At 59.3% G+C, this 25,302-nt stretch carries 23 protein-coding genes; 10 read left to right on the top strand and 13 right to left on the bottom strand.

The features are described 5' to 3' along the window. Positions 1 to 23 precede the first annotated feature (23 nt). Together V6S97_RS17765 and V6S97_RS17770 are read right to left on the bottom strand one after the other, a co-directional pair. On the bottom strand, positions 24 to 1,109 hold the full coding sequence (locus V6S97_RS17765; RefSeq protein ID WP_020812847.1) for an ABC transporter ATP-binding protein: 1,086 nt from the start codon (positions 1,107 to 1,109) through the stop codon (positions 24 to 26). Between the two features lie 181 nt (positions 1,110 to 1,290). Continuing rightward, complete coding sequence (locus tag V6S97_RS17770; protein WP_080864982.1) at positions 1,291 to 2,271, bottom strand: 3'-5' exonuclease; 981 nt, start codon at positions 2,269 to 2,271, stop codon at positions 1,291 to 1,293. A gap of 190 nt (positions 2,272 to 2,461) precedes the next feature. Here V6S97_RS17770 and V6S97_RS17775 point away from each other — a divergent pair, with 190 nt between their 5' ends. Beyond that, positions 2,462 to 3,364, top strand: coding sequence for a hypothetical protein (locus V6S97_RS17775; protein WP_080864981.1), 903 nt, complete (start codon positions 2,462 to 2,464; stop codon positions 3,362 to 3,364). A gap of 36 nt (positions 3,365 to 3,400) precedes the next feature. Here V6S97_RS17775 and V6S97_RS17780 read toward each other — a convergent pair whose 3' ends face one another. From V6S97_RS17780 to V6S97_RS17790, 3 genes are all read right to left on the bottom strand, one after another. Continuing rightward, on the bottom strand, positions 3,401 to 3,814 hold the full coding sequence (locus V6S97_RS17780) for a hypothetical protein (protein WP_162691920.1): 414 nt from the start codon (positions 3,812 to 3,814) through the stop codon (positions 3,401 to 3,403). A gap of 168 nt (positions 3,815 to 3,982) precedes the next feature. Then, entirely contained in the window at positions 3,983 to 4,876 is an 894-nt protein-coding gene (locus V6S97_RS17785; protein ID WP_112278173.1) for a lytic transglycosylase domain-containing protein, read from the bottom strand. A gap of 283 nt (positions 4,877 to 5,159) precedes the next feature. After that, the gene (locus tag V6S97_RS17790; protein ID WP_080864977.1) at positions 5,160 to 6,944 is read right to left on the bottom strand and encodes a methyl-accepting chemotaxis protein; all 1,785 of its coding nucleotides are present in this window, start codon (positions 6,942 to 6,944) and stop codon (positions 5,160 to 5,162) included. 490 nt (positions 6,945 to 7,434) lie between these two features. Between V6S97_RS17790 and V6S97_RS17795 the strand changes: the two genes are divergently transcribed. From V6S97_RS17795 to V6S97_RS17815, 5 genes are all read left to right on the top strand, one after another. Next, the gene (locus V6S97_RS17795; protein WP_031234446.1) at positions 7,435 to 7,908 is read left to right on the top strand and encodes a VOC family protein; all 474 of its coding nucleotides are present in this window, start codon (positions 7,435 to 7,437) and stop codon (positions 7,906 to 7,908) included. A 248-nt stretch (positions 7,909 to 8,156) separates the two neighbouring features. Further along, positions 8,157 to 9,500 carry an extracellular solute-binding protein gene (locus V6S97_RS17800; RefSeq protein WP_334427555.1) on the top strand — a complete coding sequence of 448 codons (1,344 nt, stop codon included), beginning with the start codon at positions 8,157 to 8,159 and terminating at the stop codon, positions 9,498 to 9,500. An 81-nt stretch (positions 9,501 to 9,581) separates the two neighbouring features. Next, complete coding sequence (locus V6S97_RS17805; RefSeq protein ID WP_003508200.1) at positions 9,582 to 10,472, top strand: carbohydrate ABC transporter permease; 891 nt, start codon at positions 9,582 to 9,584, stop codon at positions 10,470 to 10,472. 7 nt (positions 10,473 to 10,479) lie between these two features. After that, positions 10,480 to 11,364, top strand: a complete 885-nt coding sequence (locus V6S97_RS17810; protein ID WP_003508199.1) for an ABC transporter permease subunit — start codon at positions 10,480 to 10,482, stop codon at positions 11,362 to 11,364. A gap of 32 nt (positions 11,365 to 11,396) precedes the next feature. Next, positions 11,397 to 12,518: a sn-glycerol-3-phosphate import ATP-binding protein UgpC gene (locus tag V6S97_RS17815; protein WP_020812839.1), complete on the top strand. Its 1,122-nt coding sequence runs from the start codon at positions 11,397 to 11,399 to the stop codon at positions 12,516 to 12,518. 248 nt (positions 12,519 to 12,766) lie between these two features. Here V6S97_RS17815 and V6S97_RS17820 read toward each other — a convergent pair whose 3' ends face one another. Further along, entirely contained in the window at positions 12,767 to 12,967 is a 201-nt protein-coding gene (locus V6S97_RS17820) for a hypothetical protein (RefSeq protein WP_060726495.1), read from the bottom strand. Between V6S97_RS17820 and V6S97_RS17825 the strand changes: the two genes are divergently transcribed. From V6S97_RS17825 to V6S97_RS17840, 4 genes are all read left to right on the top strand, one after another. Continuing rightward, positions 12,944 to 14,272: an LLM class flavin-dependent oxidoreductase gene (locus V6S97_RS17825; protein WP_020812837.1), complete on the top strand. Its 1,329-nt coding sequence runs from the start codon at positions 12,944 to 12,946 to the stop codon at positions 14,270 to 14,272. The genes V6S97_RS17820 and V6S97_RS17825 overlap by 24 nt on opposite strands. 149 nt (positions 14,273 to 14,421) lie before the next feature. Beyond that, the gene (locus V6S97_RS17830; RefSeq protein WP_112278171.1) at positions 14,422 to 15,417 is read left to right on the top strand and encodes an aliphatic sulfonate ABC transporter substrate-binding protein; all 996 of its coding nucleotides are present in this window, start codon (positions 14,422 to 14,424) and stop codon (positions 15,415 to 15,417) included. Continuing rightward, positions 15,414 to 16,283: an ABC transporter permease gene (locus V6S97_RS17835; RefSeq protein WP_112294025.1), complete on the top strand. Its 870-nt coding sequence runs from the start codon at positions 15,414 to 15,416 to the stop codon at positions 16,281 to 16,283. Before V6S97_RS17830 ends, V6S97_RS17835 begins: the two co-directional genes overlap by 4 nt. Next, positions 16,280 to 17,011 (top strand): ABC transporter ATP-binding protein, encoded by a 732-nt coding sequence (locus V6S97_RS17840; RefSeq protein WP_112278169.1) that lies wholly within the window; start codon positions 16,280 to 16,282, stop codon positions 17,009 to 17,011. The genes V6S97_RS17835 and V6S97_RS17840 overlap by 4 nt, the downstream gene beginning before the upstream one ends. Before the next feature lie 12 nt (positions 17,012 to 17,023). On the opposite strand, the gene V6S97_RS17845 is transcribed toward V6S97_RS17840, so the two are convergent. From V6S97_RS17845 to V6S97_RS17875, 7 genes are all read right to left on the bottom strand, one after another. Next, on the bottom strand, positions 17,024 to 17,851 hold the full coding sequence (locus V6S97_RS17845) for a carbohydrate ABC transporter permease (protein ID WP_003508186.1): 828 nt from the start codon (positions 17,849 to 17,851) through the stop codon (positions 17,024 to 17,026). Next, complete coding sequence (locus tag V6S97_RS17850) at positions 17,848 to 18,732, bottom strand: carbohydrate ABC transporter permease (protein WP_162687303.1); 885 nt, start codon at positions 18,730 to 18,732, stop codon at positions 17,848 to 17,850. The genes V6S97_RS17845 and V6S97_RS17850 overlap by 4 nt, the downstream gene beginning before the upstream one ends. Positions 18,733 to 18,798: 66 nt before the next feature. After that, positions 18,799 to 20,073: an extracellular solute-binding protein gene (locus V6S97_RS17855; protein ID WP_080864974.1), complete on the bottom strand. Its 1,275-nt coding sequence runs from the start codon at positions 20,071 to 20,073 to the stop codon at positions 18,799 to 18,801. Positions 20,074 to 20,148: 75 nt separating this feature from the next. Next, complete coding sequence (locus tag V6S97_RS17860; protein ID WP_334427554.1) at positions 20,149 to 21,222, bottom strand: ABC transporter ATP-binding protein; 1,074 nt, start codon at positions 21,220 to 21,222, stop codon at positions 20,149 to 20,151. A 7-nt stretch (positions 21,223 to 21,229) separates the two neighbouring features. Beyond that, positions 21,230 to 22,741, bottom strand: a complete 1,512-nt coding sequence (gene arfA, locus V6S97_RS17865) for an arabinosylfuranosidase ArfA (protein WP_112294024.1) — start codon at positions 22,739 to 22,741, stop codon at positions 21,230 to 21,232. A 121-nt stretch (positions 22,742 to 22,862) separates the two neighbouring features. After that, the gene (locus V6S97_RS17870; RefSeq protein WP_020812829.1) at positions 22,863 to 23,792 is read right to left on the bottom strand and encodes an ArsR/SmtB family transcription factor; all 930 of its coding nucleotides are present in this window, start codon (positions 23,790 to 23,792) and stop codon (positions 22,863 to 22,865) included. Between the two features lie 180 nt (positions 23,793 to 23,972). After that, on the bottom strand, positions 23,973 to 25,265 hold the full coding sequence (locus tag V6S97_RS17875) for an ABC transporter substrate-binding protein (protein WP_026372429.1): 1,293 nt from the start codon (positions 25,263 to 25,265) through the stop codon (positions 23,973 to 23,975). Positions 25,266 to 25,302: the final 37 nt, after the last annotated feature.

The raw sequence follows: 25,302 nt of genomic DNA, 5'->3' as shown, positions 1-25,302 counted from the left end.
TTCTCCTCTGGTTATTTTTGGGGTCACTTCTCTACCCGGCCGAGCACGATGGCATCGGCCGCATTCCATGAAAGCGGTATGGCGTCACCGGTCCTGACCGGATTTTCGAAGAAGGCGGCATCGCTCAGGATGACGTTGAAATCCTCGATGCCCGCGCCGGTCACGGCGATCTTCACGCTCGCGCCGCGATATTCGACATTCGAGACGATGCCGGTGAAACCGAGCCCCGGCTGGTCTGCTTCACCGACGCGGACGCGGTCGGTGCGCACGGCGATGTCGACTGCGCCGTCATCGGGGGCGACGCCGCTTGCTGTGAAAGTGCCGCCGCCCACCACTTCGAGCGTGACGAGATCATCCGATTTTTCCCGATAACGCCCGGAAATAACGTTGTGGTCGCCCATGAAACGGGCAACGAAGGCGGTGGCGGGACGCTCGAACACCTCGCGCGGGGTGGCTGACTGTTCGATACGGCCGTCATTCATGACGACGATGATATCGGCCAGCGCCATGGCCTCTTCCTGGCTGTGAGTGACGTGGACGAAGGTGATACCGAGCGAGGTCTGCAGCTTCTTCAATTCGGCGCGCATGCGGATTTTGAGGAACGGATCGAGCGCCGAAAGCGGCTCGTCCAGCAGCAGCGCCTCGGGATCGGTGATGAGCGCACGCGCCAGCGCCACGCGCTGCTGCTGCCCACCGGAAAGCTGGGCCGGACGCCTGTTGGCATAGGGCTCAAGCTGCATCAGCTGCAGCATCTCAAGCGCCTTCGCCCGGCGAGCTTCCTTGTCCACACCCTTCATCTTGAGGCTGAAGGCGACATTGTCGACGAGATCGAGATGTGGAAACAGCGCGTAGGACTGGAACATCATCGCCGTGCCGCGTCTGGCCGGCGGCAGATCAGTGACGACCGTATTGCCGAGCCTGATATCACCGCTGGAGATGCTCTCGTGGCCGGCGATCATCCTGAGCGTCGAGGTCTTGCCGCAGCCCGACGGGCCGAGCAGGCAGCAATAGCTCCCGGCCGGTATCTTGAGGCTTATCGCATGCACGGCGGTGGTGTTGCCGTAAATCTTGGATACGGAAGCGATGTCGATTGCTGCGGCTTTGCTCATAAACACTCTCCTGCGACGTCTTTGTCATGCAGGAGGCGTGCCAATCGGCTTAGCCATTGATGTAAAATGATATTTTTCTGCGCACCCGAAACCCGTGTGCGGACCTGCTCAATTTTACATCGATTGTTTTCGATTCATTGCAGAAATTGTATGCAATCTGAAGCCCGAAATATCTCGCGTTTCAGCCGGCCTTGAACCTGTCGAAAGCGGTGAGATATTTGACTGTCGGGTCGGCATCCCAGCGGTAGATTTCGGTCCGCAGGAAATGCAGCTCCTCATCGAGCTTTTCTTCAGGCAGTTCCACCCACCAGGATTTCGGCCGGCCATCGGAACCGTCGGACCAGCGATAACCCCGCTTTTTCAGATGATCCTTCATGTCGAAGGGGCTGTTTTCCGCGTAGAGGCGCACCCTTGACCGCTGGCTCGCCTCACGGAGCTCGGCAAAGGGCGTGCTGCTTTGGCCGGGGCGTGTCTGCTCCAGCACTTCCAGCAGGGCGAAACAATCGTCCACCGCGCGATGGCCGTCGTGGAAATAGCCTGACTGTCCGATCAGATAGCCAAGCTTGTTGCCCTCGAAACCACGCACCCGCCAGTCTATTTCCGAAACGGAACAGGCCCAGGCCTTGTCACGGAAGATCGGTGAGAAGGCCTCGCAAAATGGGCGGTCGAAACCCGCATTGTGCGCGACGATCAAATCAGCATCGGCAATGAGGGAAGTCAGCCGCGCCATGTCGATCGACTGTCCCGCAACCATCTCGTCGGTAATCCCGGTCAGGCGGGTGATTTCTTCGGGAATGGCAATAGCAGGCTGCCGCAACCCGCCATAGATGCCGGTGACATCGCCGATCGCACCGTTATCGTCGAATGTGAAGGTGATGACGCCGATTTCGATGATCTCGTCCGTGCGATGGTCGAGGCCCGTCGTTTCCGTATCGAGGATGACGCCTTGGCGGGGAAATTCCGGCCTTGGCCGATCAACGATCGTGCGCGGCTGCAGCCGGCGCAGGACACGATAATTGCCGGTGGATTCAAGGTATCCGGCAAGGGTCTCATCGTCCGTAGCGGTCTTTTGGGTCGTTTCGCGACCACCCGCTTTTCGCCCTCTTTCAGCCTGAGGAAGCCGCGCTGACGCGGGAGCGAAAAAATCCAACTGGGAGGTCATTATGCGCCTGTCCGCCTTGCCCGCAAATCAAGATTAAGTACTCCAACATATGCGCACAGGCTCACAGTAACAACAGCGGTCACTCTCATCCACAGGAACGGGATATATCACGGGGTACAGTTAAGGGTTGCGGCTTCAATTTACGATGGTAAAAAAACACACCGTTCCCGTGTTTCAGGAGAGAAGAAGAATGCCGCTTCCATCACCTTCCAACCCGAAAACGCTTGCCGACCAGGGCCAGTTGAAGCTCTTTCCGCTACAAAGCGGCCCGCACTTTGCCAATGTCGGCCTGACCAACGGGGCGAGCGGCATTGTTTTTACGGGCTATACGCGCGATGCGAGTCTGGACAATGAAGCCTTCTCCTGCTGCGGCAGCTACACCCTGCGCAATTCCGTCCACGCCGCGATTGCCGGCACGACCAGCGACAATTGCACGGTCTTTGCCCTGAAGAGCATCATCAACCAGCGCCCCTGCCTGGCGGTTGGGAAATTCGACCCCGATGGCAAGCCGCTGGAATTGTCGAAGTCGGAGTTCGATCAGGTCACCAAACCACTGTTCCAGTTCGCGGACAAGGTTTCGCCGATCCTCGGCAGCGAGCCGGCGCCCGGCATCCAGATCCGCAGCGGCGACGCCTCCTATAATTATCAGGTGGATGCGCGCAGCGGCCGCTTCCGCTTCACCTATAAGGACGCCATGAACGGCGGGCGTTTCGGACCTTCGGCCGACGGCAATCTCTCTCTCGAGCACGACGGTCATCGCCTCGCCAGAATAAGTGCTGGCGGCAGCTATAGCAGTTCGGACAATTCGATTGCCGCCTCGGCCTATCGGGATATCGATTCCCGCGGCTTCGAGACGACGGTGCGCAGCGGCCAGGCTTCCGCCATGTTCGGAAGAACCTACACGGAAAACGCCATTACCCGCAAAATGGGCGTCGGTTACGGCAACACCTCGTTCCGGCGCGAAGATACGCCGGGCGGAACGATCAAGGAAAGCCTTGGGCACAAGCTGGACAAGGTCACACTTGAAGTATCCCGCACGCGCGACCGGGCAAAGGGCACCGAATATATGCTGACCATCAAGATGGAGCTCTGAGGCACTCGGGAACCGGAGCGGCTGCGACGGACCTTCTCAGGAGGCTGGACGATTGAGAAGCGTCTCGCAGTTGGCGGGATTGCCGATGATCTCACTCGTCTTGATAGTTGAGGCGGCATTCGCGGTGATCTTGATGATGCAGTCGCGGCGATGTTCCTTGATCTTCATGCCTTCGGTTTCCGAGACCCTCGCCTGCCCGTCCACGGTCTTGACTTCGCGCCTATTGCTGAGGCCGGCATAGGTCTCCACATCGACCTTCAGCCAATAGGACTCGGTTTCGCCGTTTTCGATGATAACCTTGTTCGGGCGGCCAAGCCGGGCGATTGCGGCGTCACGCGGTTGCCCCACGAAACTTGCGACCGTGCGGGAGACCTGCGTCTCCCCGGTGCTGGTGCACCCCGAAACGACGACCAGAACGGCCGCCAGACATCCGGTTTCAAACCATTTCATTTCCAGATCATTCCCCACACATGCAGCCGACCCCTGTCGGCCAGCATTCGCGGCAAATCTATGCACGATCATTCCCCCCCTGAAAGATGGGACGGCCTTCAAGCCGATCAACTTGTTATGATCAGCCTTGTCGCGGGAGGAAGACTTATCGGTCCGACGCGGCCGTTTTTACCGGTTGCGAAACACGGTGCAGGGAACACCCGCCCGCCGGATATCGCCACAAAGGGTGTTGGCTTCGGCTCTGGTTTCGCGGCCGATGCGGGCGGCATAACGCGGCCGCGACCCGAAGTTTCCACCCCTCTGCCGCACGATCAGAGCCCGTTCGGCATTCAGCGGTTCCGAAAGCTGCAGGATCGCCCGGGTGAACAGCCGGTTCGCTACAGCAGGGTTATAATGCGCCGCAAGCTGCACGCCCCAGGGCGCCCAGTCGGCTGATGCAATGAGGACGGGATCGTTCATGGTGCGGGTGTCGGCGAGGCGCACGCATGCATCAAGGAAAGGGCGGCTGTCATCCAGTGCCGGCGCCGCCTTTTCCGGCGGGTTGTCCTTCCAGCTCTCCACCGGATAACCGGTGATCGCAAACACATAATCCCGGGTCTCGGTCGGCAGGCGGCCGTTGGCGATGAAGTTCCGCAAGCCCGCCTCGCCCGCATTATAAGCTGCGGCGGCAAGGCCGAAATTGCCGAACTGCACATTCAATTCGGAGAGATAACGGGAAGATGCCTCAAGGGCGGCGATGATGTTGAAACTGTCGTCAAGACCGCGAAGCCGCGCCGTTCCCGGCATGAACTGGGCGATGCCTTCCGCCCCCTTCGGGCTGACCGCACTCGCCCGGAACAGGCTTTCCCGCCAGATCAGCCGTGCGAAATAATCAGGCGGAACGGCATGGCGGGCGGCCAGAACCTCCATGGCGTGGCAGAGATCATTATTGTAACTGCCGGCATTGATGCACAATTCCGGCGCGACATCATGGGTGTAGGCGCAGGAGGTCTTTCCCTTGGCGGGCTCTTCCGCTTGCGCCGCGCCGGAGGCTGCGGCCAGCAGACAGATGACAAGAGCCAAGCGGCTTATCGATATCCCTGCCAAGCGCGCGTCCCCGAAAACTCCAAACACAATATGCCTGTTATCGGCCAGTCAGGAAGATATGCCCAGCTTGCGGGCTTGTCATCCCGTATCGTCAGATGGGACGATGAGCCAAGCCAATCACGCCGACATCATCCTCGGGCTTGTCCCGAGGATCTGCAACCTCCTGATTTTATTAAACGTCATCCTCGGCACGAGGCCGGGGATGACTTCGAGAGGATGCGCACTTTACCACCGGGCTCAGGGCGACTGCAGCCCGACTCTAAAAGTCCTGCCATTCCTCATGATTGACAGCAACCGCTGCTGAACCGCGCGCCGCAAGCGGGCGAGATGCGCCACGACGCGGGCTCGCCGGCACGGGTTGCTGCTCGAAGCCCCCCCGCGGCGAGGCTGTGTATCGTGTCGCGTCATCGAACCGGAATTGCCCGAGAAGCTCGAACAGCGCGGTCGCTTCCCGCGCAAGGCTGTGGCTTGCGGCGGTCTGCTCCTCCACCATGGCGGCATTCTGCTGGGTGCCCTGATCGACGGTATTGACCGCCTGATTGATTTCCGCAAGCGCCGTGGACTGTTCGCGCGCTGCATCGACAATCGCCACGACATTGGTGTTGATGTCCCGCACCTGCTCGGCGATTTCCTGCAGCGCCGAGCCAGCCCTGGTGACAAGACCGACGCCGTTTTCCACCTGCGCGCCGGAGGCATTGATCAGGCTCTTGATTTCCTTGGCCGCCGTTGCGGAGCGTTGCGCGAGTTCGCGAACCTCCTGCGCAACCACGGCAAAACCCTTGCCCGCCTCACCCGCACGGGCGGCTTCCACGCCGGCATTCAGCGCCAGAAGATTGGTCTGGAACGCGATCTCATCGATCACGCCAATAATGTTGGAGATTTCGCGCGATGATTTTTCAATCTGGTCCATGGCGCCGATCGCATCACGCACCACCTGGCCCGAATGTTCCGCATGATCACGGGCGCGGGCGACAATCTTGCCCGCCTCTTCCGCGCGGCGGCTTGAATCGTTGACGGCAGTGGTAATTTCTTCCAGCGCGGCTGCCGTTTCCTCGATGGAAGCGGCCTGCTGCTCCGTACGGCGAGCGAGATCATCGGCAGCGGACCTGATCTCGTTGGAGCCGGAAGAAATCGCGCCGGCATTTTCAGACACCAGCGTCATTGCCCTCTTGAGCTTTTCCGAAGCAGCGTTGAAATCCGTGCGCAATCTTTCAAGCGAAGGGATGAAAGGCTTGTCGATGCTCTGGGCAAGATCGCCCTCGGCCAGATCGGTGAGGCATTGCGCAAGTTTTTCGACATTTTCGACGCGGCCGGTCACATCGGTCGCGAATTTGACGACCTTGAACACCTTGCCGTTGAGATCGAAGATCGGGTTATAGGACGCCTGAATGAAGACCTTGCGGCCGCCCTTGCCAAGCCGCATGAACTCGTCCGCAACGAGATCGCCGCCGGCCAGCCTTTCCCAGAACTGCTTATATTGCGGCGACTGCGTATAGGCCGGTTCGCAGAACATGGAATGATGCCTGCCCTGCACTTCCGCCAGCGAATACCCCAGCGCCGCCAGAAAATTCTCGTTGGCGGTCAGCACCTCTCCATCAGGGGAGAATTCGATGATGGCCTGCGCCCGTGACAGGGCGTCGATCTTGCCCGCATCTTCCGCCGCCTTCAGCTTGCGATCGGTGATATCGGTGGCGATCTTGACCACTTTCACCGGCTTGCCGCGACGAAACACCGGATTGTAGGATGCCTCGATCCAGACTTCGCGGCCGCCCTTGCCGATGCGCTTATATTGCCGCTGATCGAACTGGCCGGCCGAAAGCTTGGACCAGAAGGCCTTGTAATCCTGCGAAGACACGATGGAGGGCTCCACGAACATGCTGTGGTGCCTGCCGACGATTTCCGAAAGCTCATAACCGAGCGCCCGACAAAAATTCTCATTGGCGGTAAGAATCTTTCCCGAAAGGTCGAATTCTATAATGGCCTGGGATTTGGAAAGCGCGGCGAGAACCGCAAAAGCATTGGCACCACGATCAAGAATACTCACGCACAATCCTCCGATTAAAATAGAATGTTTACATCCAAAATTATTCACTAATATTACGATTACATTATTAAATTACATTTAAGGACAATATTGATTTTTGTCATATGTATTTAAATGGCCCATAAAAATGTCCATTCTCCGGTTTTCCTTTAAAAATTTCAGGCGCGTTCCCGTGGTTGAAGTCACGACGGTGTAACAGTTCTATCGTTACTTTGGCTCCGGGTCCGTAGCTTGCTTTCCGTCTAGATCGCAAGGCTCGGCAATGCATTGGGAAAACATGGCTGATTTGATGGTCGTGTTTGCGGTGTGGGCCTATGTCGGCGGATTTTATTGGCTGACCGCCCTATTGGCGCTGGCTTAACGGTGGTCGACGCAGCGTTTTCGGAACGTTTGCGCCGCGGCTGCATTTTATGCCTGATGGGGAGCCGGCAATAGGCAAGCAAGTTGACCGGCGACAGGGGGACGATTTCAACTAGGGAGGATTATGCACGTGGAAAAGAACACGATCTGTATCTGGTACGACAAGGATGCGGAGGCAGCCGCCAGATTTTATGCCGAGACCTTTCCAGACAGCGCGGTAACCGCCGTCCACCGTGCGCCGAGCGATTATCCGTCCGGCAAGAAGGGAGACGTGCTGACGGTGCAGTTCACCGTTGCAGGCGTATCCTGCATCGGCCTCAATGGCGGACCGGCCTTCAAACAGAGCGAAGCTTTTTCGTTCCAGATATCGACCGAAGACCAGGAAGAGACGGACCGCTACTGGAACGCCATCGTCGGCAATGGCGGTGAAGAAAGCGCCTGCGGCTGGTGCAAGGACAGATGGGGCGTCTCCTGGCAGATCACGCCGCGTGTGCTGATGGACGCCATGGCCGCCGGCGGCGCGGAAGCCAAGCGCGCCTTCGACGCGATGATGGATATGAAGAAAATCGACGTTGCTACCATCGAAGCCGCACGCCGAGGTTGACTTGCGAGAGATGTTCAGCAGCAAGTAGTGAAACGGGCCAAAAACGTAAACCGCTTGATAAATAAGGATAAATAAAGGTTTTCCGGCTTTTCCGCCGCGCAGATTTGGCTGCGCGGCCAGTCATCATAAAATGTTCAACAAAATGTAAGCGATCCGTCAAAGACGGCTGTTAGCAGAGCCCGTGGCTACGTGCCGGGGACATGAGGTCCTTGCCGAGCAGGCCATCATTCCATCAACGGGGCTAACTCATGAAATCTTCCGCTCTGACTTCCTTCGTGGCCGGCGTCGCCATCGCCGCCGCCTTCGGCGCCACGGCCGCCCAGGCAGAAAAGACCAAGTTCGAATTCTGGTACGGCCTTTCCGGCGATCTTGGTGACCGCGTGCAGGAGACCTGCAAGAAGTTCAACGATTCCCAGGCCCAGTTCGAGATCGTCTGCACCTCGCAGAACGATTACGAATCCACCCTGCAGAACACGATTGCGGCCTACCGCGCCAAGAAGCAGCCCGCCATCACCCAGATTTATGACGCCGGTACGCTGGACATGATGCTGTCCAAGGCTTTCGTCCCCGCCAAGAAGCTGATGGCCGACAATGGCTACAAGATCGACTGGAACAATTATTTCCCCGGCATCGCCAATTATTACACCACGGCCGCCGGTGAGTTGAACTCGTTCCCTTACAATTCCTCCACGGCTGTCTTCTATTACAATGTCGACGCTTTCGAAAAAGCCGGCATCACCTTCAAGCCCGACACCTGGGAGCAGGTTGAAGAAGCTTCCAAGAAGCTGAAGTCCGCCGGTTTCGAATGCCCGCTCGCCTTCAACTTCGACACCTGGATGCTGATGGAGCAGTTCTCCGCCATCCACAACCAGCCGATCGCCACCAAGGGCAATGGCTATCAGGGTCTCGACGCCGAACTGACGATCAACAAGACCAAGTTCGTCGATCAGGTCAAATTCTTCAAGAAGATGCAGGACGAGAAGCTGTTCGTCGTCAAGACCAAGCAGCTCGGCATGGACATCCTGCCCGCCTTCACCTCGCAGACCTGCCAGATGTTCATGTCCTCAATCGCCAGCCACGGCACCGTCGGCAAGGCCATGCCTGAAGGCGTGAAGTGGGACGTCGCCATGCTGCCGATCTGGAAGGGCGCGGAGCGTCACAACTCGCTGGTCGGCGGCGCTTCGCTGTGGGTGATGGCCGGTCGTCCGGACGCCGAATACAAGGGTGCAGCCGCATTCCTCAACTTCATCGCCCAGCCTGATATGGTTGAGTGGTGGTCGACCGTTACCGGCTACATCCCGGTTACCAAGACCGGCTTCGACGCCATGAAGGCCAATGGTTTCTACGACAAGGCTCCCTACAAGGGCCGCGAAAAGGCGATCGAGAGCCTGACCTTCACCCCGCCTTCCGAATATACCCGCGGTATCCGCCTCGGCGGTTTCACGCAGATCCGCAAGGAAGTCGCCACTTCGCTCGAAGCCATCTTCATGCAGAACGCCGATATCCAGGCTGAACTCGACAAGGCCGTCGAGCGCTCCAACACCGGTCTGCGCCGCTTCGAAAAGACCTATGAAGGCGCCAAGCTGAACTAAGCGCTCTTTCATCGCTGCCAGAAGCCTGTCCGGACAATCTCCGGGCAGGCCCGCCGAAATCTCGAACATTGCCGGACTCCAATGGAAAAGCGTACCGTCTTCAAAAGCACGTGGCTGCCTGTGCTCTTCGCCCTGCCGCAGTTCCTGCTCATCCTTCTGTTCTTCTATTGGCCGGTTGCGGCGGTGCTGAACTGGGCATTCACCCTGGAACCGCCCTTCGGCGGCCAGGCGGAATTTGTCGGCCTGGCCAATTTCGTGGAAACCTTCGGTGATCCGCTTTATTGGCAATCGATCCTAACGAGCCTGATCTTCGCGATCGCCGGTCCGTTTTTCGCGATCCTCATCGGCCTCGTGCTCGCCCTTGCGGTCGACCGCCAGCTTCCTGGCTCCGGCTTTTTCCGGGTGCTTTATATCCTGCCCTATGCGATTGCCGGTCCCGCCGCCGGCATGGCCTTCCGCTTCATCCTGTCGCCGGAACGCGGTCTCGCCGCATCGCTGAATTCCTGGTGGCCGGATATCTGGAACCCGGCCAAATACGGCGAACACGCGCTCATCCTCGTCATCGTCATCTTCATCTGGAAATGGGCGGGTTACACCTTCATCTTCCTGTTCGCCGGCCTGCAATCCGTGCCGCGTTCGCTGACGGAGGCCGCCGCCATGGACGGCTCCGGGCCCATTCGCCGCGCCATCGACATTCAGGTGCCGCTGCTCGCGCCAACCCTGTTCTTCCTGACCGTCATCATGATGACCGAGGGTTTCGTCGGCGCCGATACGTTCGGCATCGTTGCCTCCACCACCGAGGGCGGCCCCAACCATGCTACCGAAGTGATGGTCTACCGCATCGTCAGCGAAGCCTTCGAGGGGCTGAATTATTCCGGCGCCTCGGCGCAGAGCCTCGTCCTCATCGGCCTCATCATGGTCTTCACCTTCATCCAGTTCCGCTTTGTCGAGCGGCAAGTCCATTACAAGTGAGACGGCCATGATCCAGCGCACCCCTTACGCCGACGCCCTGACCTATGCGATCATGGCGGCCGGCCTCCTCCTGCTTATCGGCCCCTTCATCGTCGTTATTTCCGGCGCCAGCCAGACGGTCCAGCAGGTCAACAGCGTCCCCTTCAGCTTCATGCCGCAGGGCGAATTCTTCACCAATGCGCAGGCTGCCTGGCAACGCGCCAATCTCGGCAACGCCCTCTTCAACAGCATCATCATGGCGACGCTGGTCACCATCGGAAAGGTCGCCCTTTCGGCCTTCACCGCCTTTGCCATCGTGTTCTTCCGCTCGCCGCTCAAACACCTGTTCTTCTGGACGGTGTTTATCACCCTGATGCTGCCGCTCGAAGTGCGCGTGGTGCCGACCTATTCGGTCGCCGCCGATCTTTTCCAGCCGTTCCGCTCGATTCTCGGTCTGTTCGGCATCGAGGTCACGCTGGAATGGAACCTCCTCAACTCCTATGCCGGCCTCACTTTGCCACTGATCGCCACCGCCACCGGCACCTTTCTCTATCGGCAGTTCTTCATGACGATACCGGACGAGCTGGCGGAGGCCGCGCGCATGGACGGTTCGGGTGCCGCGCGTTTCTTCGTGGACATGCTGCTGCCGCTGTCGCGCACCAACATGCTTGCGCTCACCACCATCATGTTCGTTTATGCCTGGAACCAGTATCTCTGGCCGCTCCTGATGGTCACGGACCCTTCCTACAAGACGGTGATGATGTCGCTCCGCGCGCTTTTGCCCGCCGATGACGGCACGCCGGACTGGAACGTCACGCTGGCTGGCTCCCTCATCATCATTCTGCCGCCGCTTCTCGTCGTGGCCTTCCTGCAACGCTGGTTCGTCCGCGGTCTAGTCTCGTCCGACAAGTAACAGCGCGGCTCTCAACAACAAGGTTTTCTATCATGGCTCAGATCGATATTCGTCAGGTCCGCAAATCCTACGGCAAGACGCCCACCCTGCACGGGGTGGACCTCTCTTTCGACTCCGGCGAATTCGTCGTCATCCTCGGCCCCTCCGGCTGCGGCAAATCCACGCTGCTGCGCATGATCGCCGGTCTGGAGGACATCACCTCGGGCGAAATCGCCATTGGCGGGCGCGTGGTCAACACGCTGGAGCCGCGTGAACGCGGCTGCGCCATGGTGTTCCAGAATTACGCGCTTTATCCGCATATGTCGGTGGCCGGCAATATCGGCTATGCGCTGAAGGTCGCCGGTGTTCCCAAGGCCGAACGCCAGCGCCGCATCGAGGAAACCGCAAAGATCGTCGGCCTCTCCGATTATCTGGAGCGCAAACCGGCCGCCCTTTCCGGCGGCCAGCGCCAGCGCGTCGCCATGGCCCGCGCCATCATCCGCGAACCTGCGGTGTTTCTTTTCGATGAGCCGCTCTCCAACCTCGACGCCAAGCTACGTGTGACCATGCGCGCGGAAATCCGCAAGCTGCACCAGCGTCTCTCCGCCACATCGATCTTCGTCACCCATGATCAGGTGGAAGCCATGACGCTGGCCGACCGGCTGGTGGTGATGAACAAGGGCAATGTCGAGCAGGTCGGCCATCCGCTGGATATCTATCATCGCCCGGCCAGCACCTTCGTGGCGTCCTTCATCGGCTCGCCTGCCATGAACCTGTTCGCCACGAGGGTGGAGGTGGAATCCCCTGCCGTGATGCTGGATGGCACACCGGTGAAACTCTTCCCCGAAACCGCACTGGAATTGCGCGGCCGCGACGTGACAGTGGGCATCCGCCCGGAACAATGCGTCGTGAGCACGGACGGCGCGGGCGTACCGGCTATCGTGGATTTCGTCGAAGAACTGGGCTCGGGCCGCATCGTCCATGCCAATATCGCCGGCGAGACCTTCTCCGCCGCCATCGGTGAAGACCTCTCGGTAAAACCCGGCCAGCGCGTCCACCTCGATCTCCCCACCGCCCACCTCCACTTCTTCGATCCCGCCACGGGCAAGCGTATCGAAACGGAGGGCGCCATCGAAACCACCCGTATCGGCAACGAGAAACTGCTGGCGGTTTAAGCGCCGCGCAAGATGCCTCCGGTGCGGCTTCGGATATGGTCCGTCCGCACCGGCTCCTGCAGAGATGCAATCTTGGTGCCTTGCGACTGATTACACCAGATATATTACATCAGGAAATTCAATCAATATTTTGATTTCTATATATTAATTAGAATCTGCATGCCAGAGAAATGCTTGCCGCCACCCATCTTAGTGCGGCCACTCCGCTGTTACACTTCGAAGATGACCGAGCGGCTGCCGCCACGGGATCACCGCCAAATGCAGAATTTCAGCAAAAATCTTTCGGTTCGGAAATCATAATCGGAATAGTCTTCGCCGCGTCGATCGTCCGGCAGGGATATCGTCGCGACAAGCAAAGGCCTGCCTGCAGTTAAAGCCATCAGCAACGCGCCGCGCGAGCCGAAAACATCAACGAAAGCGAAGCCATGGCAAATGATCGCAAACTGCATCTCGGCGCCTTCATGCGGCCCGTCAGTCTCCACACGGGTGCATGGCGTTATCCGGGCGCCTTCCCGGATGCGAATTTCAGTTTCGCCCATCTCGCGCGCTTCGCACAGCAGCTCGAGGCCGCGAAATTCGATGCATTCTTTATGGCCGATCATCTGGCGGTGCTGAACATGCCCACGGAGGCGTTGCGCCGCAGCCATACCGTCACCTCCTTTGAGCCCTTCACCCTGCTTTCGGCGCTCGCCGCCGTCACCTCCCGCATCGGGCTGGTCGCCACCGCCTCCACCACATTCGATGAGCCCTATCACGTCGCCAGGCGTTTCGCCTCGCTCGATCACCTCAGCAATGGCCGCGCCGGCTGGAACATCGTCACCACGTCAAATCCCGACGCAGCCCGGAATTTCGGCCGCGAGGAACAGCCTGACCATGCAGAGCGCTATGGCCGTGCGCGGGAATTTTACGATGTCGTCACCGGCCTCTGGGATTCCTTCTCGGACGACGCCTTTATCCGGGATGTCGATAGCGGGCTGTTCTTCGATCCCGATAAGATGCATGTGCTGGACCACAAGGGCCCCGAATTTTCCGTGCGCGGACCGCTCAACATCGCGCGCCCGGTGCAGGGTTGGCCCGTTATCGTTCAGGCAGGGGCTTCCGAGCCGGGACGCCAGCTTGCCGCCGAAACCGCGGAGGTCGTTTTTGCCGCAACACCCACGCTTGCGGCAGGAAAGGCCTTCTATAAGGACGTCAAGGACAGGACCGTCGCGGTGGGTCGCTCCCGCGACGGAATTGTCATCCTGCCCGGCGCTTTCGTTCTCGTGGGTGACAGTGTGGAAGAGGCAAAGGCCAAACGCGCCAGGCTCGACAGCCTTGTCCATTATGACAGCGCAATCGCCTCGCTTTCCATTGCGCTCGGCCACGATGTTTCGGGTTTCGATCCCGATAGCCCCCTGCCTGATATTCCCGAGACCAATGCCAGCAAATCCAGCCGCGAAAGGGTCATCGAGCTTGCCCGAAGCGAAGCCCTGACGGTGCGCCAGCTCGCCCAACGGCTGGGCGGCTATGCGGGTCTTGCCTTTGTCGGCACGCCAAAGACCATCGCCGACGAAATGGAGCAATGGCTCCACGAAGAGGGCTCGGACGGTTTCAATGTCACCTTCCCCTTCCTGCCAGCCGGCCTTGACGACTTCACGACGCAGGTGGTGCCGGAGTTGCAAAGGCGCGGGCTGTTCCGCAAGGACTATGAGGGGCCGACATTGCGCGACCATCTTGGCCTGCAACGGCCGGCCAATCGTTTTTTTCCTGAATAACGCGCCATCGCGCCAATCGCACTCGCGGTAGGGAGATTTTCCACGCCGCTCGCAAAGTTTGGCATGGGGTTCCAGAACGGCGGATTGACCTTAAAAACACCCGCCCATACCCTTTAAGTACACAAATTACATAAACTAGGTAGATTAATATGAAAGCCGAACATTCCCGCCGCCAGATCCTCAAATTCGGTATTGCAGGCGCGCTCGCAGCACCACTTGTCACGGGCAATGCCCTGGCCCAGAGTTCGCCGGAATTTCCTGCGGAGCTGAAGCTGGACTGGGGGTTTTACTCCTCCCACACGCTGCTGATAAAGAACAAGGGCTGGCTTGAGGAGGCTTTCAAGGATGTCGGCACCAAGATCACCTGGGTGCAATCCCGCGGCAGCAACAATTCGCTCGAATTCCTGAAAGTCGGCTCGACGGATTTTGCCGGCTCGGCCGCACTATCAGCCTTTCTCGCCCGCGCCAACGGCGTGCCGCTGAAGGTGATCTATGTGGCGAGCTGGGGCGGTTCCTCCATCATTCAGGTGCGCCCGGACTCGCCGGTCAAGACCGTCGCCGATCTCAAGGGCAAGACCATTGCGGTGACCAAGGGCACCGCGCCCTATTTCACCCTCGTCCGCGCGCTTGACCAGAACAAGCTGTCCATCGACGACCTCAAGGTCGTGAACCTGCAGCATCCGGAAGGTTTCAACGCGCTTCAGCAGGGTCAGGTGGATGCCTGGGTCGGCATCGATCCGCATACCTCCCAGGCCGAGCTTGCGGGCGACCGGGCGATTTTCGATGAGCGCAGCTGGCGCGACGGCAGCGTCTTCAGCGTTTCCGAGGAGTTTCTGGCGAAGCACCCGAAAGCGGTCGACAGGCTTCTTGGCGTCTGGGTGCAGACGCAGAAATGGATCCGTGAAAACAAGGGCGAATTCATCGATTTTGTCACGCAGGTCACCGGCAACGATCCCAAGATCACCAAGCTGACGATCGAGAAGCGCGACTGGAAGGATCCCGTTCCCGGTGAGGAATTGCTGAGCTCGATCCGCATCGTCACGCCGCTCTTGGGCGACGACGTCCTGCGCCCGGGCGTCAATGTCGACACTGTCCTGTCATCGCTGATCGATCCGGCACCGGCGAAAAAGGCACTTGGCGCATGAATTCCCATCCGCGCGAATTCCAGCGCGTGAAACAGACTGCGAAACAATTCCCTTCCCGGTTGCCACTTGCGCAAAGGGTGGGGAATTTCCTTGGCCGCTTTGATCTGCGCGGCGCAATCGTGCCGGTCGGGTCACTGCTGCTGCTCGAGCTTTTTGTCCGCCTCGGCTGGGTCAGCCCCTTTGTGCTGCCGCCGCCCTCCGAACTTTACGACACCTTCCTGCGGCTTGCGGAAGGTCCCCTGTGGACGAATGTTGCGGCCAGTACCGCGCGCGTCTTCGTCGGCTTCGTCATCGGCTCCCTGCTCGCCATCGTGGTCGGTTCGCTGGTGGGGCTGGTGATCGCCGCCGAGCGTTATCTCGAGCCGACATTTCAGGCGCTGCGGGCGGTCCCAAGCCTTGCATGGGTGCCGCTGCTGATGATCTGGTTCGGCATCGGCGAGACCTCGAAAATCGTGCTGATCGCCAAAAGCGCGTTTTTCCCCGTCTACCTCAATCTTTTTTCCGGCATCCGAAATGTTGACCGCAAGCTGGTGGAGGTTGGCGAGATGTATCGTCAGCCGCTGCCCGTGCTGGTTTGGCGGATTTTCATTCCCGCCTCCCTGCCGCATCTCTTCACGGGCCTGCGTTACGGGCTGTCGCTTGCCTGGCTGAGCGTCGTCGCGGCCGAGCTTCTGGCCGCGTCCGAAGGTATCGGCTACATGCTGTCCGACGGGCGGGAGCTTTCCCGGCCTGATCTCGTCATGATCGCCATCATCTGCCTTGCGGTGCTGGGCAAGATTTCCGACAGCCTCTTCAAGATTGTCGAAGACCGCTGCCTGCGCTGGCGCGACAGCTATCCCCTTCAGCAGGAAGGACGCCTGCGATGAGTTTGCTCAATGTCGATGTGCGCGAAAAGGCTTTCGGCGACACGGTGATCCTTCAGGATATCCAGCTCACGCTGGGTGATGGCGAAGCGGCGGTTCTCCTTGGCCCCAGCGGTTGCGGAAAGAGCACGCTGCTGCGCATCGCCGCCGGCCTCGACCGGCGTTTTTCAGGCGCTGTCAGAGTTCAGCAAGACGAGGAGAAGGCATCGGACTCACCGCCCATCGCCTTTGTCTTTCAGGAACCCCGCCTGATGCCGTGGCTGACGGTTGCCGAAAACATCGGTTATGCGGCCGGCAGGAAATATGATGTCGAGCGCGTGAAGGGGCTGATTGACGATGTCGGTTTGAGCGGCCATGGCGGCGCGCTGCCGAAGGCTCTTTCGGGCGGCATGGCGCAACGTGTGGCGATCGCAAGAGCGCTCTATACAGAACCGCGCATCCTGCTGCTCGATGAACCCTTCAGTGCGGTCGATGCTTTCACCCGGATGAAGTTGCAGGACCTTGTGCTGAAACTCGTTGAACAGCGCGGCATTTCCTTCCTGCTCGTCACCCACGATATCGACGAGGCGCTCTATCTCGGTGACCGGATCTACATGATGGGCGCCCATGACGGCCGTATCCAGCAGCGGATAGAGGTGGACGTGCCGCGCCCGCGCGACCGGCGGTCTCCTGAGCTCGCAGACCTCAAGAACGAGGTGCTGACCGCCCTGCACAATGCCCACGTCATCTGAACAGCGCCGCCCTCACCCTTTCACGCCGGACGAGATCATGATCGCTTCCGTCACACGCCGCTGGAAGATGACATAGGCGATGATGACCGGCAGCGCCGCCAGCATGGCGATGGCCATCAGGCGCGCATAAACAATGCCGAAAGTGTCGTTGACCTGGGTGATGCCGACGGGGATCGTCATCATGTTTTCAGAGGTGACGACCAGGAAGGGCCAGAAGAAGGCGTTCCACACCGTAATGAAGGTCACGATCGCCATGGCGGTGGTGATCCCCCAGTTCAGCGGCAGATAGACCTTGAACAGGATGGTATATTCGCCGCCGCCATCCAGAACCACCGCTTCGCGCATCTCCTTCGGCACGCTGTCGAAGAACTGCTTGTAAACGATGATGACGATGGGCGTGATGAGCTGCGGCAGGATGATGCCCGCCCAGGTGTTGATGAGGTTGAGGTTCTTCATCAGGATGAACTGAGTGACGACGAGCGTCTGCGCCGGCACCATGAAACTCGCAAGCACGATGCCATAAAGCAGACGCCGTCCCGGAAAGCGGATCTGCGACAGGGCATAGGCGCACAGCATCGAAATCAGCAGCACGGAGACAGTGACGATTGCGGCGGTGCCGATGGAATTTACGTACCAGGTCAACAGCCGCGTGTTGAAGAGGGCGTTCACATAAGCCCCCAGCTGAAACTCATCTGGCAGCAGCGACATGTTGCCGGCAACATTATTGTCCGAACGTAACGACGTCACGAAACCCCAATAGAGCGGAAAGATCCACACGAGCGCCGCTGAGAACGTCAGCAGGGTCAGAACGACGTTTTCTAGTCTTTTCGTGAAGCTCATGAGTTCCTCCGGATGCGCAGCAACTGGAACTGGAGAATGGAAACGGTGACGATCAGCAGGAAGAGCACGGTGGCGACGGCGGAAGCGTAACCGCCATTGTTCAGCTGGAACGCCTCGCGATAGACCTTGAGCAGAAGCACGAAGCTGGAATTGAAGGGCCCGCCGCCGCTCAGGAGATAGATCTGGTCGAATATCTTCAGCTGCAGGATCAGTTGCAGTGTGAGAATGAGCGCGGTGACGGGCCAGAGAAGCGGCCATGTCACCCGCCAGAAGCGCTGCCACGTCGTTGCGCCGTCAAGTGAGGCCGCCTCATAAAGCTCCGTCGGAATATTGCGCAAACCGGCGATGAACAGCAGCACGTTGAAACCGTTCGTCCACCAGATGGTGACGACGGCAACCATCGGCATGACCCAGTAGGGGTTCTTGAAAACCGCGACCGGCTTGCCGGCAATCAGCGAAATCACCGGCTGGAGAATGCCGAACTGCAGATCGAGCATCCACGCCCAGATTTCCGTGACGACCGAAACCGGCAGCACATAGGGAAGGAAAAACAGGCTCATGGCGATCGTCTGCTTCACGCCCGAAAGGCGGCTGACGGCGAGAGCGATCATCAGGGCGATGACGGTCGTCGGCACGACGGTCAGAAGCACGAAATAGCCGTTGTTCTTCAGCGACGTGACGAAGAGACGGTCGCTCAGCAGCTTTGCGTAGTTCGCGAACCCCACCCAGTCACCATCGCCGATCAGCGGCGCATCGGTGAAACTGATGCGGACCATCTCGATCAGCGGGTAAAGGAAGAAGGTGACGAAGACCACGATGAACGGCGTCACCATCGACAGCGCGATCAGCGATTTCTTGCGCCGGTTTTCAATCATAGCCATGGAATGTCTCCGGAACCTTGCATTGCGTGCTGCCCTCCGGCCAGAAACCGGAGGGCAGGTTTCCTGTTACTTCAGCTTGCTTTGCAGCTCTTCCCTGATCTGCTCCACCGCATCCGTGCCGCTCATGAAGCCCTGAATGGCCGGGGCGATGACGTTGAGAGCCGCATCATAGGCGGGCGAAGCGACACCGGTGATCGTCGTCTTCGGATCGAACACCGCCGCTTCCGCCAGCGATGCATAGGTGGCGTTCGGCTGCATCGCCTTGTATTCGCTGCTTTCGGTGATCGATTTATAGGCCGGAATATGGCCGGCATCGGCCCAGCTGATGGCGTGTTTTTCCATCCAGCCGATCACCTTCATCACGGCGGCGCGCTTTTCGCCGGAAACGGTCTTGTCGCCCTGATTGGGGATGGCGAAAGCGTGCGAATCCGCCCAGGTGGCGCGTTTGCCCATGAAGGGCGGAACCTCGACCGCGCTCCACTTGAAGCCCAGCTTGCCGTTTTTCTCCAGGTCCTTGTAGGTCGGCACTTCCCAGACACCGTTCAGCTGGAAGGCAGATTTTCCGGCGGAAAAGAGCGCAACGGAGGCTGGATACTCAGCCTGTTCCGGCGCCCAGCCGTTTTCGCGCCATTTCGACATGGTGTCGATTGCCTTGGCGGCCTTTTCGGCATTGTCGCCGGCCAGCACCTCGCCATTGGTGACGAGTTCGCCGCCCTGCTGCGAGAACAGGGTGTAAAAGACGCGCCAGACACCGGCTTCGCCGCCGGACTGATAGGTGACCGGCGTTTGGACACCCTTTTCCTTCGCCCAGGCCAGCGCCTTTTCAAAATCATCCATCGTCTGGATGCCGGTCAACTTGCCTTCGGCATCGAGGTAGGGCGAGCCTTTCAGGAGATCGGCATTGTAATAAAGAACAAGCGCGTGAATATCGAAGGGCACGGCATAAAGCTTGCCGTCATGGGTCGCCGCTTCAAGCGGCGCGCCGAAGAAATCGTCTTTCTTCAGGCCGGCCTCCTCGAGATCCTTGTCGGTAATCTCGCTCAGCACCTTTTCCTGCAGGGCGAGCGGCGCACGCGACAGGTGGTAGGTCATGACATCAGGCCCCTCCCCGACGGCAGAGGCGGTCCGCACCTTGGTATAGAAGGGAACGCCCCATTCCAGCGTCGTCCCCTTGACCTGGATATCCGGGTGCTCCTTGTTGAAGGCATCGATCAGCGCCTTCATGCGCACGCCGTCACCGCCGGACAGAAAGTCCCACCAGACGATATCCTGTTTGGCCAGCGCCGGCAGGGCGGTCAAACCCAGAACCGTGCCAACAAGCAATGTCTTGATCAATCGCATCGTTCACTCCTCCCGTTTATGTGGAAACACCCCTTGAAGAGGCGGTCTGCTGCATCGAAAGACGCCTCCTCGCGCCTATCGCAACCTTTTGCCATCCGTGTCGAAAACCAGAATATGGTCGGGCGAGGCGCTCAGCGACACGGACCGGCCGTCCAGACTTTCGCGCGAACCCTGCCGCTGCACGATGATTTCCTTGCCTGACGACGCGCGGGTATAGAGGTAGGAGACATCACCCAGCTCCTCCGTCACCTCGACATTGACAGGCAGGGCGCCGTCCTGCGAAATCATCAGATGTTCGGGCCGAACGCCTATTTCGACCCGCTGGCCGGCGGAAACAGGCTGCGAAAGCCGCGCTTCGAGATGTCTCTGGCCGCCATCGAGCGAAAGCGTCACCACGCCGTTTGCCTGCTCGACAATTTCCGCCTGCAGGAAGTTCATCGCCGGCGAGCCGATGAAACCCGCCACGAAACGGTTATCCGGATCGTCATAAAGGGTAAGCGGTGCACCGGCCTGCTGCACCACACCGCCCTTCAGCACGAAGATCTTGTCCGCAAGCGTCATGGCTTCCACCTGGTCATGCGTGACATAGATCATCGTGGCGCCGAGCTTGCGATGAAGCCGGGTCAGCTCCAGACGCATCTGGACACGCAGTTCCGCATCGAGGTTCGACAGCGGCTCATCGAAGAGGAAGACCTTCGGCTGCCGCACGATCGCGCGGCCTATCGCCACACGCTGCCGCTGGCCGCCGGAAAGCTGCGAAGGCTTTTTATGCAGATGGTCTTCGAGCTGCAGGATGCGGGCAGCCTCGCCCACCCTCTCATTCACCTCCGCTTTCGGGCGGCGCGCGAGACGCAGGCTGAAGGCCATGTTCTCGAACACGCTGAGATGCGGATAAAGCGCATAGTTCTGGAACACCATCGCGACACCGCGATCGGCCGGTTCGACGGCCGTGACATCGCGGTCGTCGATGGCGATATGCCCGCCGCTGGTCTCCTCAAGACCAGCGATCATGCGCAGCAGCGTGGATTTTCCGCAGCCGGAAGGCCCGACGAAAACCGCAAAGCTACCGGTCGGGATTTCCATCGAGACATCCCGGATCGCGGCGAAGGATCCGAAGGACTTGGCGATATTGTTGAGACGGACACCCATGGCCGCCTCACTGAACCTTCAGCCGCAGCACATGGTATGACAGCGCCGGCACGGAACCCTTCAGCGCCCCGTCCTCGACGCCGACGCCGCTGCCGGGCACCGGCACGACACGATCCGGCTGATCCGGACCATTACCGACGCGCAGGTCATATCCCGCCATGGCCAGATGCAGGTCGAGCGTGGCCGAGGAGAAGCCAGTGAGGCTGACATTGATCTCTGCCGCCTCGGTCAGATAACGATTGAGCACGAACAGCGTCACCATGCCTTCCGCCTCGTCATAGACACCGGCGACATCCAGATATTTGACGTCATCGGCCGCGTTGCAATCATAAGTCGGGCAATCGACCGCAACATTCAGCGCAACGCCACGGCCATAAAGCGAGGCGAACTGATAGGGATAATAGATCGTCTGACGCCAGGCCGGCCCGTTCTTTTCCGCCCGGATGGGGGCGATGACGTTGACGAGCTGGGCGATGCAGGCGATGCGCACGCGGTCCGAACGGCGGATGAACTCGTTGAGCAGGCCGGCGACAAAAAGCGCATCTTCGAAGTTGTATGTCTCTTCCAGAAGTGCCGGCGCTTCCGGCCAGTCCCAGCTCTTGATGCGTTTGCCGTCCTCGTCGCGGATGTGATACCAGACGTTCCATTCGTCGAAGCAGATGGAAACATCGTTCTTGGCGCGCTTCTTCGCCTTCACATAATCGATGACGCCGGCGATGGTCTGGATGTAACGCCCGGTCTCCTCGATCTTGCCGAAATAATTCAGCGTGTCGCGGCTGTTATTGCCGAAATATTTGTGCAGCGAGATGTGATCGACATTCTCGTAGCATTCCTCCAGCACCTCGCGTTCCCATTCGGGATAGGTCGGCATACCGTCATTGGAACTACCGCAGACGATGGCTTCAATCGTCGGATCGAAGCCCTTGAAGGCCTTGGCGGTTTCGTTCGCCAGGCGGCCATATTCCACCGCGGTCTTGTGGCCGATCTGCCAGGGGCCGTCCATCTCGTTGCCGAGGCACCACATTTTCACGTCGTGGGGTTTTTCCGTGCCGTGGCTGCGGCGCAGATCGCTAAGCGCGGTGCCGCCCGGAAAATTCACATATTCAAGGAAATTACGGGCGTCATCCAGACCACGAGAACCAAGATTGACGGCGAGCATCATCTCGATACCAGCCATCTGCGCCCAGTCGGCGAACTCGTTGATGCCGATCTGGTTGGTTTCCTTGGAGCGCCATGCGAGGTCGAGGCGGATGGGGCGCTGGTCGCGCGGCCCGATGCCGTCTTCCCAGCGATAGGCCGAAACGAAGTTGCCGCCGGGATAACGGATGGCCGGAATTTTCAGGTCCTGAACAAATTTCAGGACGTCCTTGCGGAAGCCGTTCGCGTCCGCCTGCGGATGGCCGGGCTCATAAATCCCGCCATAGATCGCACGCCCCATATGCTCGATGAAGGCGGAATACAGACGATCGTCGATACGCCCAATCCGGAAGTCCCGGTGGACTGAAACCCGCGCTTTCATAGGCTCTCCTCCCTGCGCATTTATATCTTAAAATATGATATGAACCATATTTGATAATATAGTTGCCGAGGGAATCCGCGCCTGTCAACCGCGAAAATCATACTTTTGAAAATTGGCTGGATCAGTCAGCGGTGCGCAGGCGCAGGACGATGTCCTGATCGTAATTTCCGAAGCCGCGGCCAAAGATATTCAGCCCGCCTGGATGTTTTGCATCAGCCTTGACCTCGATGCGCAACCGGATGGAGCGGTGGCTGGCCAGATCGATATCTGCCAGCGTCACATCCGAAATCCGGGTTCCGTCAACATAGGTTCCCTGCGCGGTGATGCGCCAGGTCTTGAGCATGCCGTATTGGGAACCGGAGAGTTTCCACCAGTCTGGCGTAAATACGCCCCGCTTGTCGCCGAAGTCGCCGGGCGAGGTCCACACACCGATTTCCCTGCCGTTGACGGACAGCGTGATGTCGGACGGCCAGTCACTGTGCGTTCCCGGCACCTCGGAACTGACCTCCATCGAAAACTCTATTTCCTCGACGCTACGCCCTTGAATCTTGGCATTATTGGGGAATTGATACTCCACAAAACCCGATGTCAACCACAGCAGCGCCGTCTTCATCCGGTCTGGATCCATGAAAGTATCGGGCACATCAAGAAGGCCGATAATGCCCTCCGGCGAGCAGATACCGCAGGGCGCGGTGACCGAACTCTGGGTATAAAGGCCGAGCGGCATGGCGACCGCGATGTAATTTGATGCCGCCGGCGCCTCGGGTTTCCGGAAGGAAACGATGAGTTCATCACAGGTGGCAAAGCAGATTTTCTGGTTGCCCTTGCGCGCCTTGCGCGTCTCGGTTCGCAGCAGCCCCGCCTCCTCGAGAACGGCCACGCCGGCGGAAACGGTGGACTGCGGCAAATCCAGCCTCTGCGCAATTTCGTTGACATTCAGGCCGCTCGCCTCGTGCAGCAGCTTCAATATCTGCACGCGGATCAGCGACGCCGCCGCTTTCAGGACATCAAACTCTTTTTCAGCATCAACGAGAAGGAAATTGGGCGCCATATTCTAATCTTCAGATTTATCGATCCAGATCAGAATTTCTGGCTTAAATGCCATATACTTGTCCAGTACTGTTTGTTGTACAGACCATTTTGAACGGCGTGAAGCGCCATTTATCTCAGGCACTTCATAAAAAGCACCGCCACACGGCTTCGATTCCGTGTGGCGGCGCCCGTTTCGTCGTCAGCCGCGCTTGCGCAGGGTCCGCGTGCCGGTGTCGACGAGGTTTTGCGCCGCTTCATCCACGCTGGCGCGGCCGAAGGCGAGCGAATCGGCGATGGGACGCATCACGCCACGGTCAAACTCGTTGGCGCCGATCGGGGCGGGTTCCGGATAGGAATCGAGCTTGCCCGACAGGCTTTCGATATAATCCACCGTCTTGCGCTCGGTCTCGTTGAGGCTCGGCAACAATGCTTCCCGCACGACCTTGGCCGGCGGCACGCCACGCTCGACGCCGAGCACCTTGCCCGCCTCGAGATCATTGACGAAGAAGTTGATGAATTTCGCCGCCGCCTCCGCATTGGTCGAGGTGGACGAAATGGACCAGATAAGGCCCGGCCGGTAATAGTGCCCGGTCGGCTTGCCCGCCCCCTCACCCGGCAGCATACCGATGGACAGCGTCTGTTTATTGAGCTTCTGATAACCGACCAGCTGGTTGGAATAGGCAAAACCAATGGCCGAATTGCCAAGCGTCAGGGCGTTGGATTCGATGGTATTGTCGTCACGCGTCTGGATATCGGCGGAAACGCAGAGCTTGTTCTCGCGCAGGTCCTCCCAATAGGCGAACCATTCCTTCGCATCTTCCTTGTTGAAGCCGATGGTGCCGTCCTGAAACAGAAGCTTGCCGCGCTGGCGCAGCCAGACATCGAAAACATAATGATAACGCGCACCATAGGGCACAGCCCAATAGTTTCGTTTTGCCGGGCCGTTCTTCTTGAAATCACGCGCCAGTTCCGCCAGCGCCTTCCAGGTGATCTGATCCTGCGGCACGGAAACGCCGGCTTCCTTCAGCGTATCGGCGTCATACATCATGCAGAAGGAATTCAGCCCGAGGCCGACGCCGTAAAGCTTGCCATCGATACGGCAGAGATCGACCTCGCTTTTGCCGAAGGTGGAAAGATCAAGCGACTTGCCGACGAACTGGTCCAGCTCCATGCAGGCGCCACGGCCGGAATAATCGGCAATGGTGGAAGGTTCGAGCTGGAAGATGTCGGCGACGTTCCGTCCCGCCATCGATGTCGCGAGCTTGGTCCAGTAATCGGAACCGGCGATCATTTCACCGCTGATCTCCGTCTGCGGGTTCGCCTTCTGGTAAAGGGCGATCACGTCGTTGGTGCGCTTGCTGCGGTCGGCAGATCCCCACCATACGCAGCGAAGCCTCGTCTCAGCCGCAGCCGCGCGAAAACCGCCCGCCGCCACGCCGAGACCGGCCAGCGCCGCCGTCACCAAAAATCCACGTCTGTCGATAGTTTGCATCTGCTCCTCCCGCGTTTTGCAAATTTTTCACTGACTA

Origin of the sequence: Agrobacterium sp. CCNWLW155, from assembly GCF_036888815.1 — a bacterium.
GTDB classification, from domain to species: Bacteria; Pseudomonadota; Alphaproteobacteria; order Rhizobiales; family Rhizobiaceae; genus Agrobacterium; species Agrobacterium radiobacter.
This window is presented reverse-complemented; position numbering and strand designations above follow the sequence as displayed.

Excerpts from the sequence above, each read along its gene's own strand:
- V6S97_RS17860 (WP_334427554.1), bottom strand. The coding sequence starts at position 21,222 with ATGGGTGTCCGTCTCAACAATATCGCCAAGTCCTTCGGATCCTTCGCC.
- arfA (WP_112294024.1), bottom strand. The coding sequence starts at position 22,741 with ATGAAAGCGCGGGTTTCAGTCCACCGGGACTTCCGGATTGGGCGTATC.
- V6S97_RS17835 (WP_112294025.1), top strand. The coding sequence starts at position 15,414 with ATGAATTCCCATCCGCGCGAATTCCAGCGCGTGAAACAGACTGCGAAA.
- V6S97_RS17820 (WP_060726495.1), bottom strand. The coding sequence starts at position 12,967 with ATGCAGTTTGCGATCATTTGCCATGGCTTCGCTTTCGTTGATGTTTTC.
- V6S97_RS17875 (WP_026372429.1), bottom strand. The coding sequence starts at position 25,265 with ATGCAAACTATCGACAGACGTGGATTTTTGGTGACGGCGGCGCTGGCC.
- V6S97_RS17870 (WP_020812829.1), bottom strand. The coding sequence starts at position 23,792 with ATGGCGCCCAATTTCCTTCTCGTTGATGCTGAAAAAGAGTTTGATGTC.
- V6S97_RS17800 (WP_334427555.1), top strand. The coding sequence starts at position 8,157 with ATGAAATCTTCCGCTCTGACTTCCTTCGTGGCCGGCGTCGCCATCGCC.
- V6S97_RS17775 (WP_080864981.1), top strand. The coding sequence starts at position 2,462 with ATGCCGCTTCCATCACCTTCCAACCCGAAAACGCTTGCCGACCAGGGC.
- V6S97_RS17765 (WP_020812847.1), bottom strand. The coding sequence starts at position 1,109 with ATGAGCAAAGCCGCAGCAATCGACATCGCTTCCGTATCCAAGATTTAC.
- V6S97_RS17780 (WP_162691920.1), bottom strand. The coding sequence starts at position 3,814 with ATGAAATGGTTTGAAACCGGATGTCTGGCGGCCGTTCTGGTCGTCGTT.
- V6S97_RS17770 (WP_080864982.1), bottom strand. The coding sequence starts at position 2,271 with ATGACCTCCCAGTTGGATTTTTTCGCTCCCGCGTCAGCGCGGCTTCCT.
- V6S97_RS17825 (WP_020812837.1), top strand. The coding sequence starts at position 12,944 with ATGGCAAATGATCGCAAACTGCATCTCGGCGCCTTCATGCGGCCCGTC.
- V6S97_RS17855 (WP_080864974.1), bottom strand. The coding sequence starts at position 20,073 with ATGCGATTGATCAAGACATTGCTTGTTGGCACGGTTCTGGGTTTGACC.
- V6S97_RS17810 (WP_003508199.1), top strand. The coding sequence starts at position 10,480 with ATGATCCAGCGCACCCCTTACGCCGACGCCCTGACCTATGCGATCATG.
- V6S97_RS17850 (WP_162687303.1), bottom strand. The coding sequence starts at position 18,732 with ATGGCTATGATTGAAAACCGGCGCAAGAAATCGCTGATCGCGCTGTCG.
- V6S97_RS17845 (WP_003508186.1), bottom strand. The coding sequence starts at position 17,851 with ATGAGCTTCACGAAAAGACTAGAAAACGTCGTTCTGACCCTGCTGACG.
- V6S97_RS17840 (WP_112278169.1), top strand. The coding sequence starts at position 16,280 with ATGAGTTTGCTCAATGTCGATGTGCGCGAAAAGGCTTTCGGCGACACG.
- V6S97_RS17830 (WP_112278171.1), top strand. The coding sequence starts at position 14,422 with ATGAAAGCCGAACATTCCCGCCGCCAGATCCTCAAATTCGGTATTGCA.
- V6S97_RS17805 (WP_003508200.1), top strand. The coding sequence starts at position 9,582 with ATGGAAAAGCGTACCGTCTTCAAAAGCACGTGGCTGCCTGTGCTCTTC.
- V6S97_RS17815 (WP_020812839.1), top strand. The coding sequence starts at position 11,397 with ATGGCTCAGATCGATATTCGTCAGGTCCGCAAATCCTACGGCAAGACG.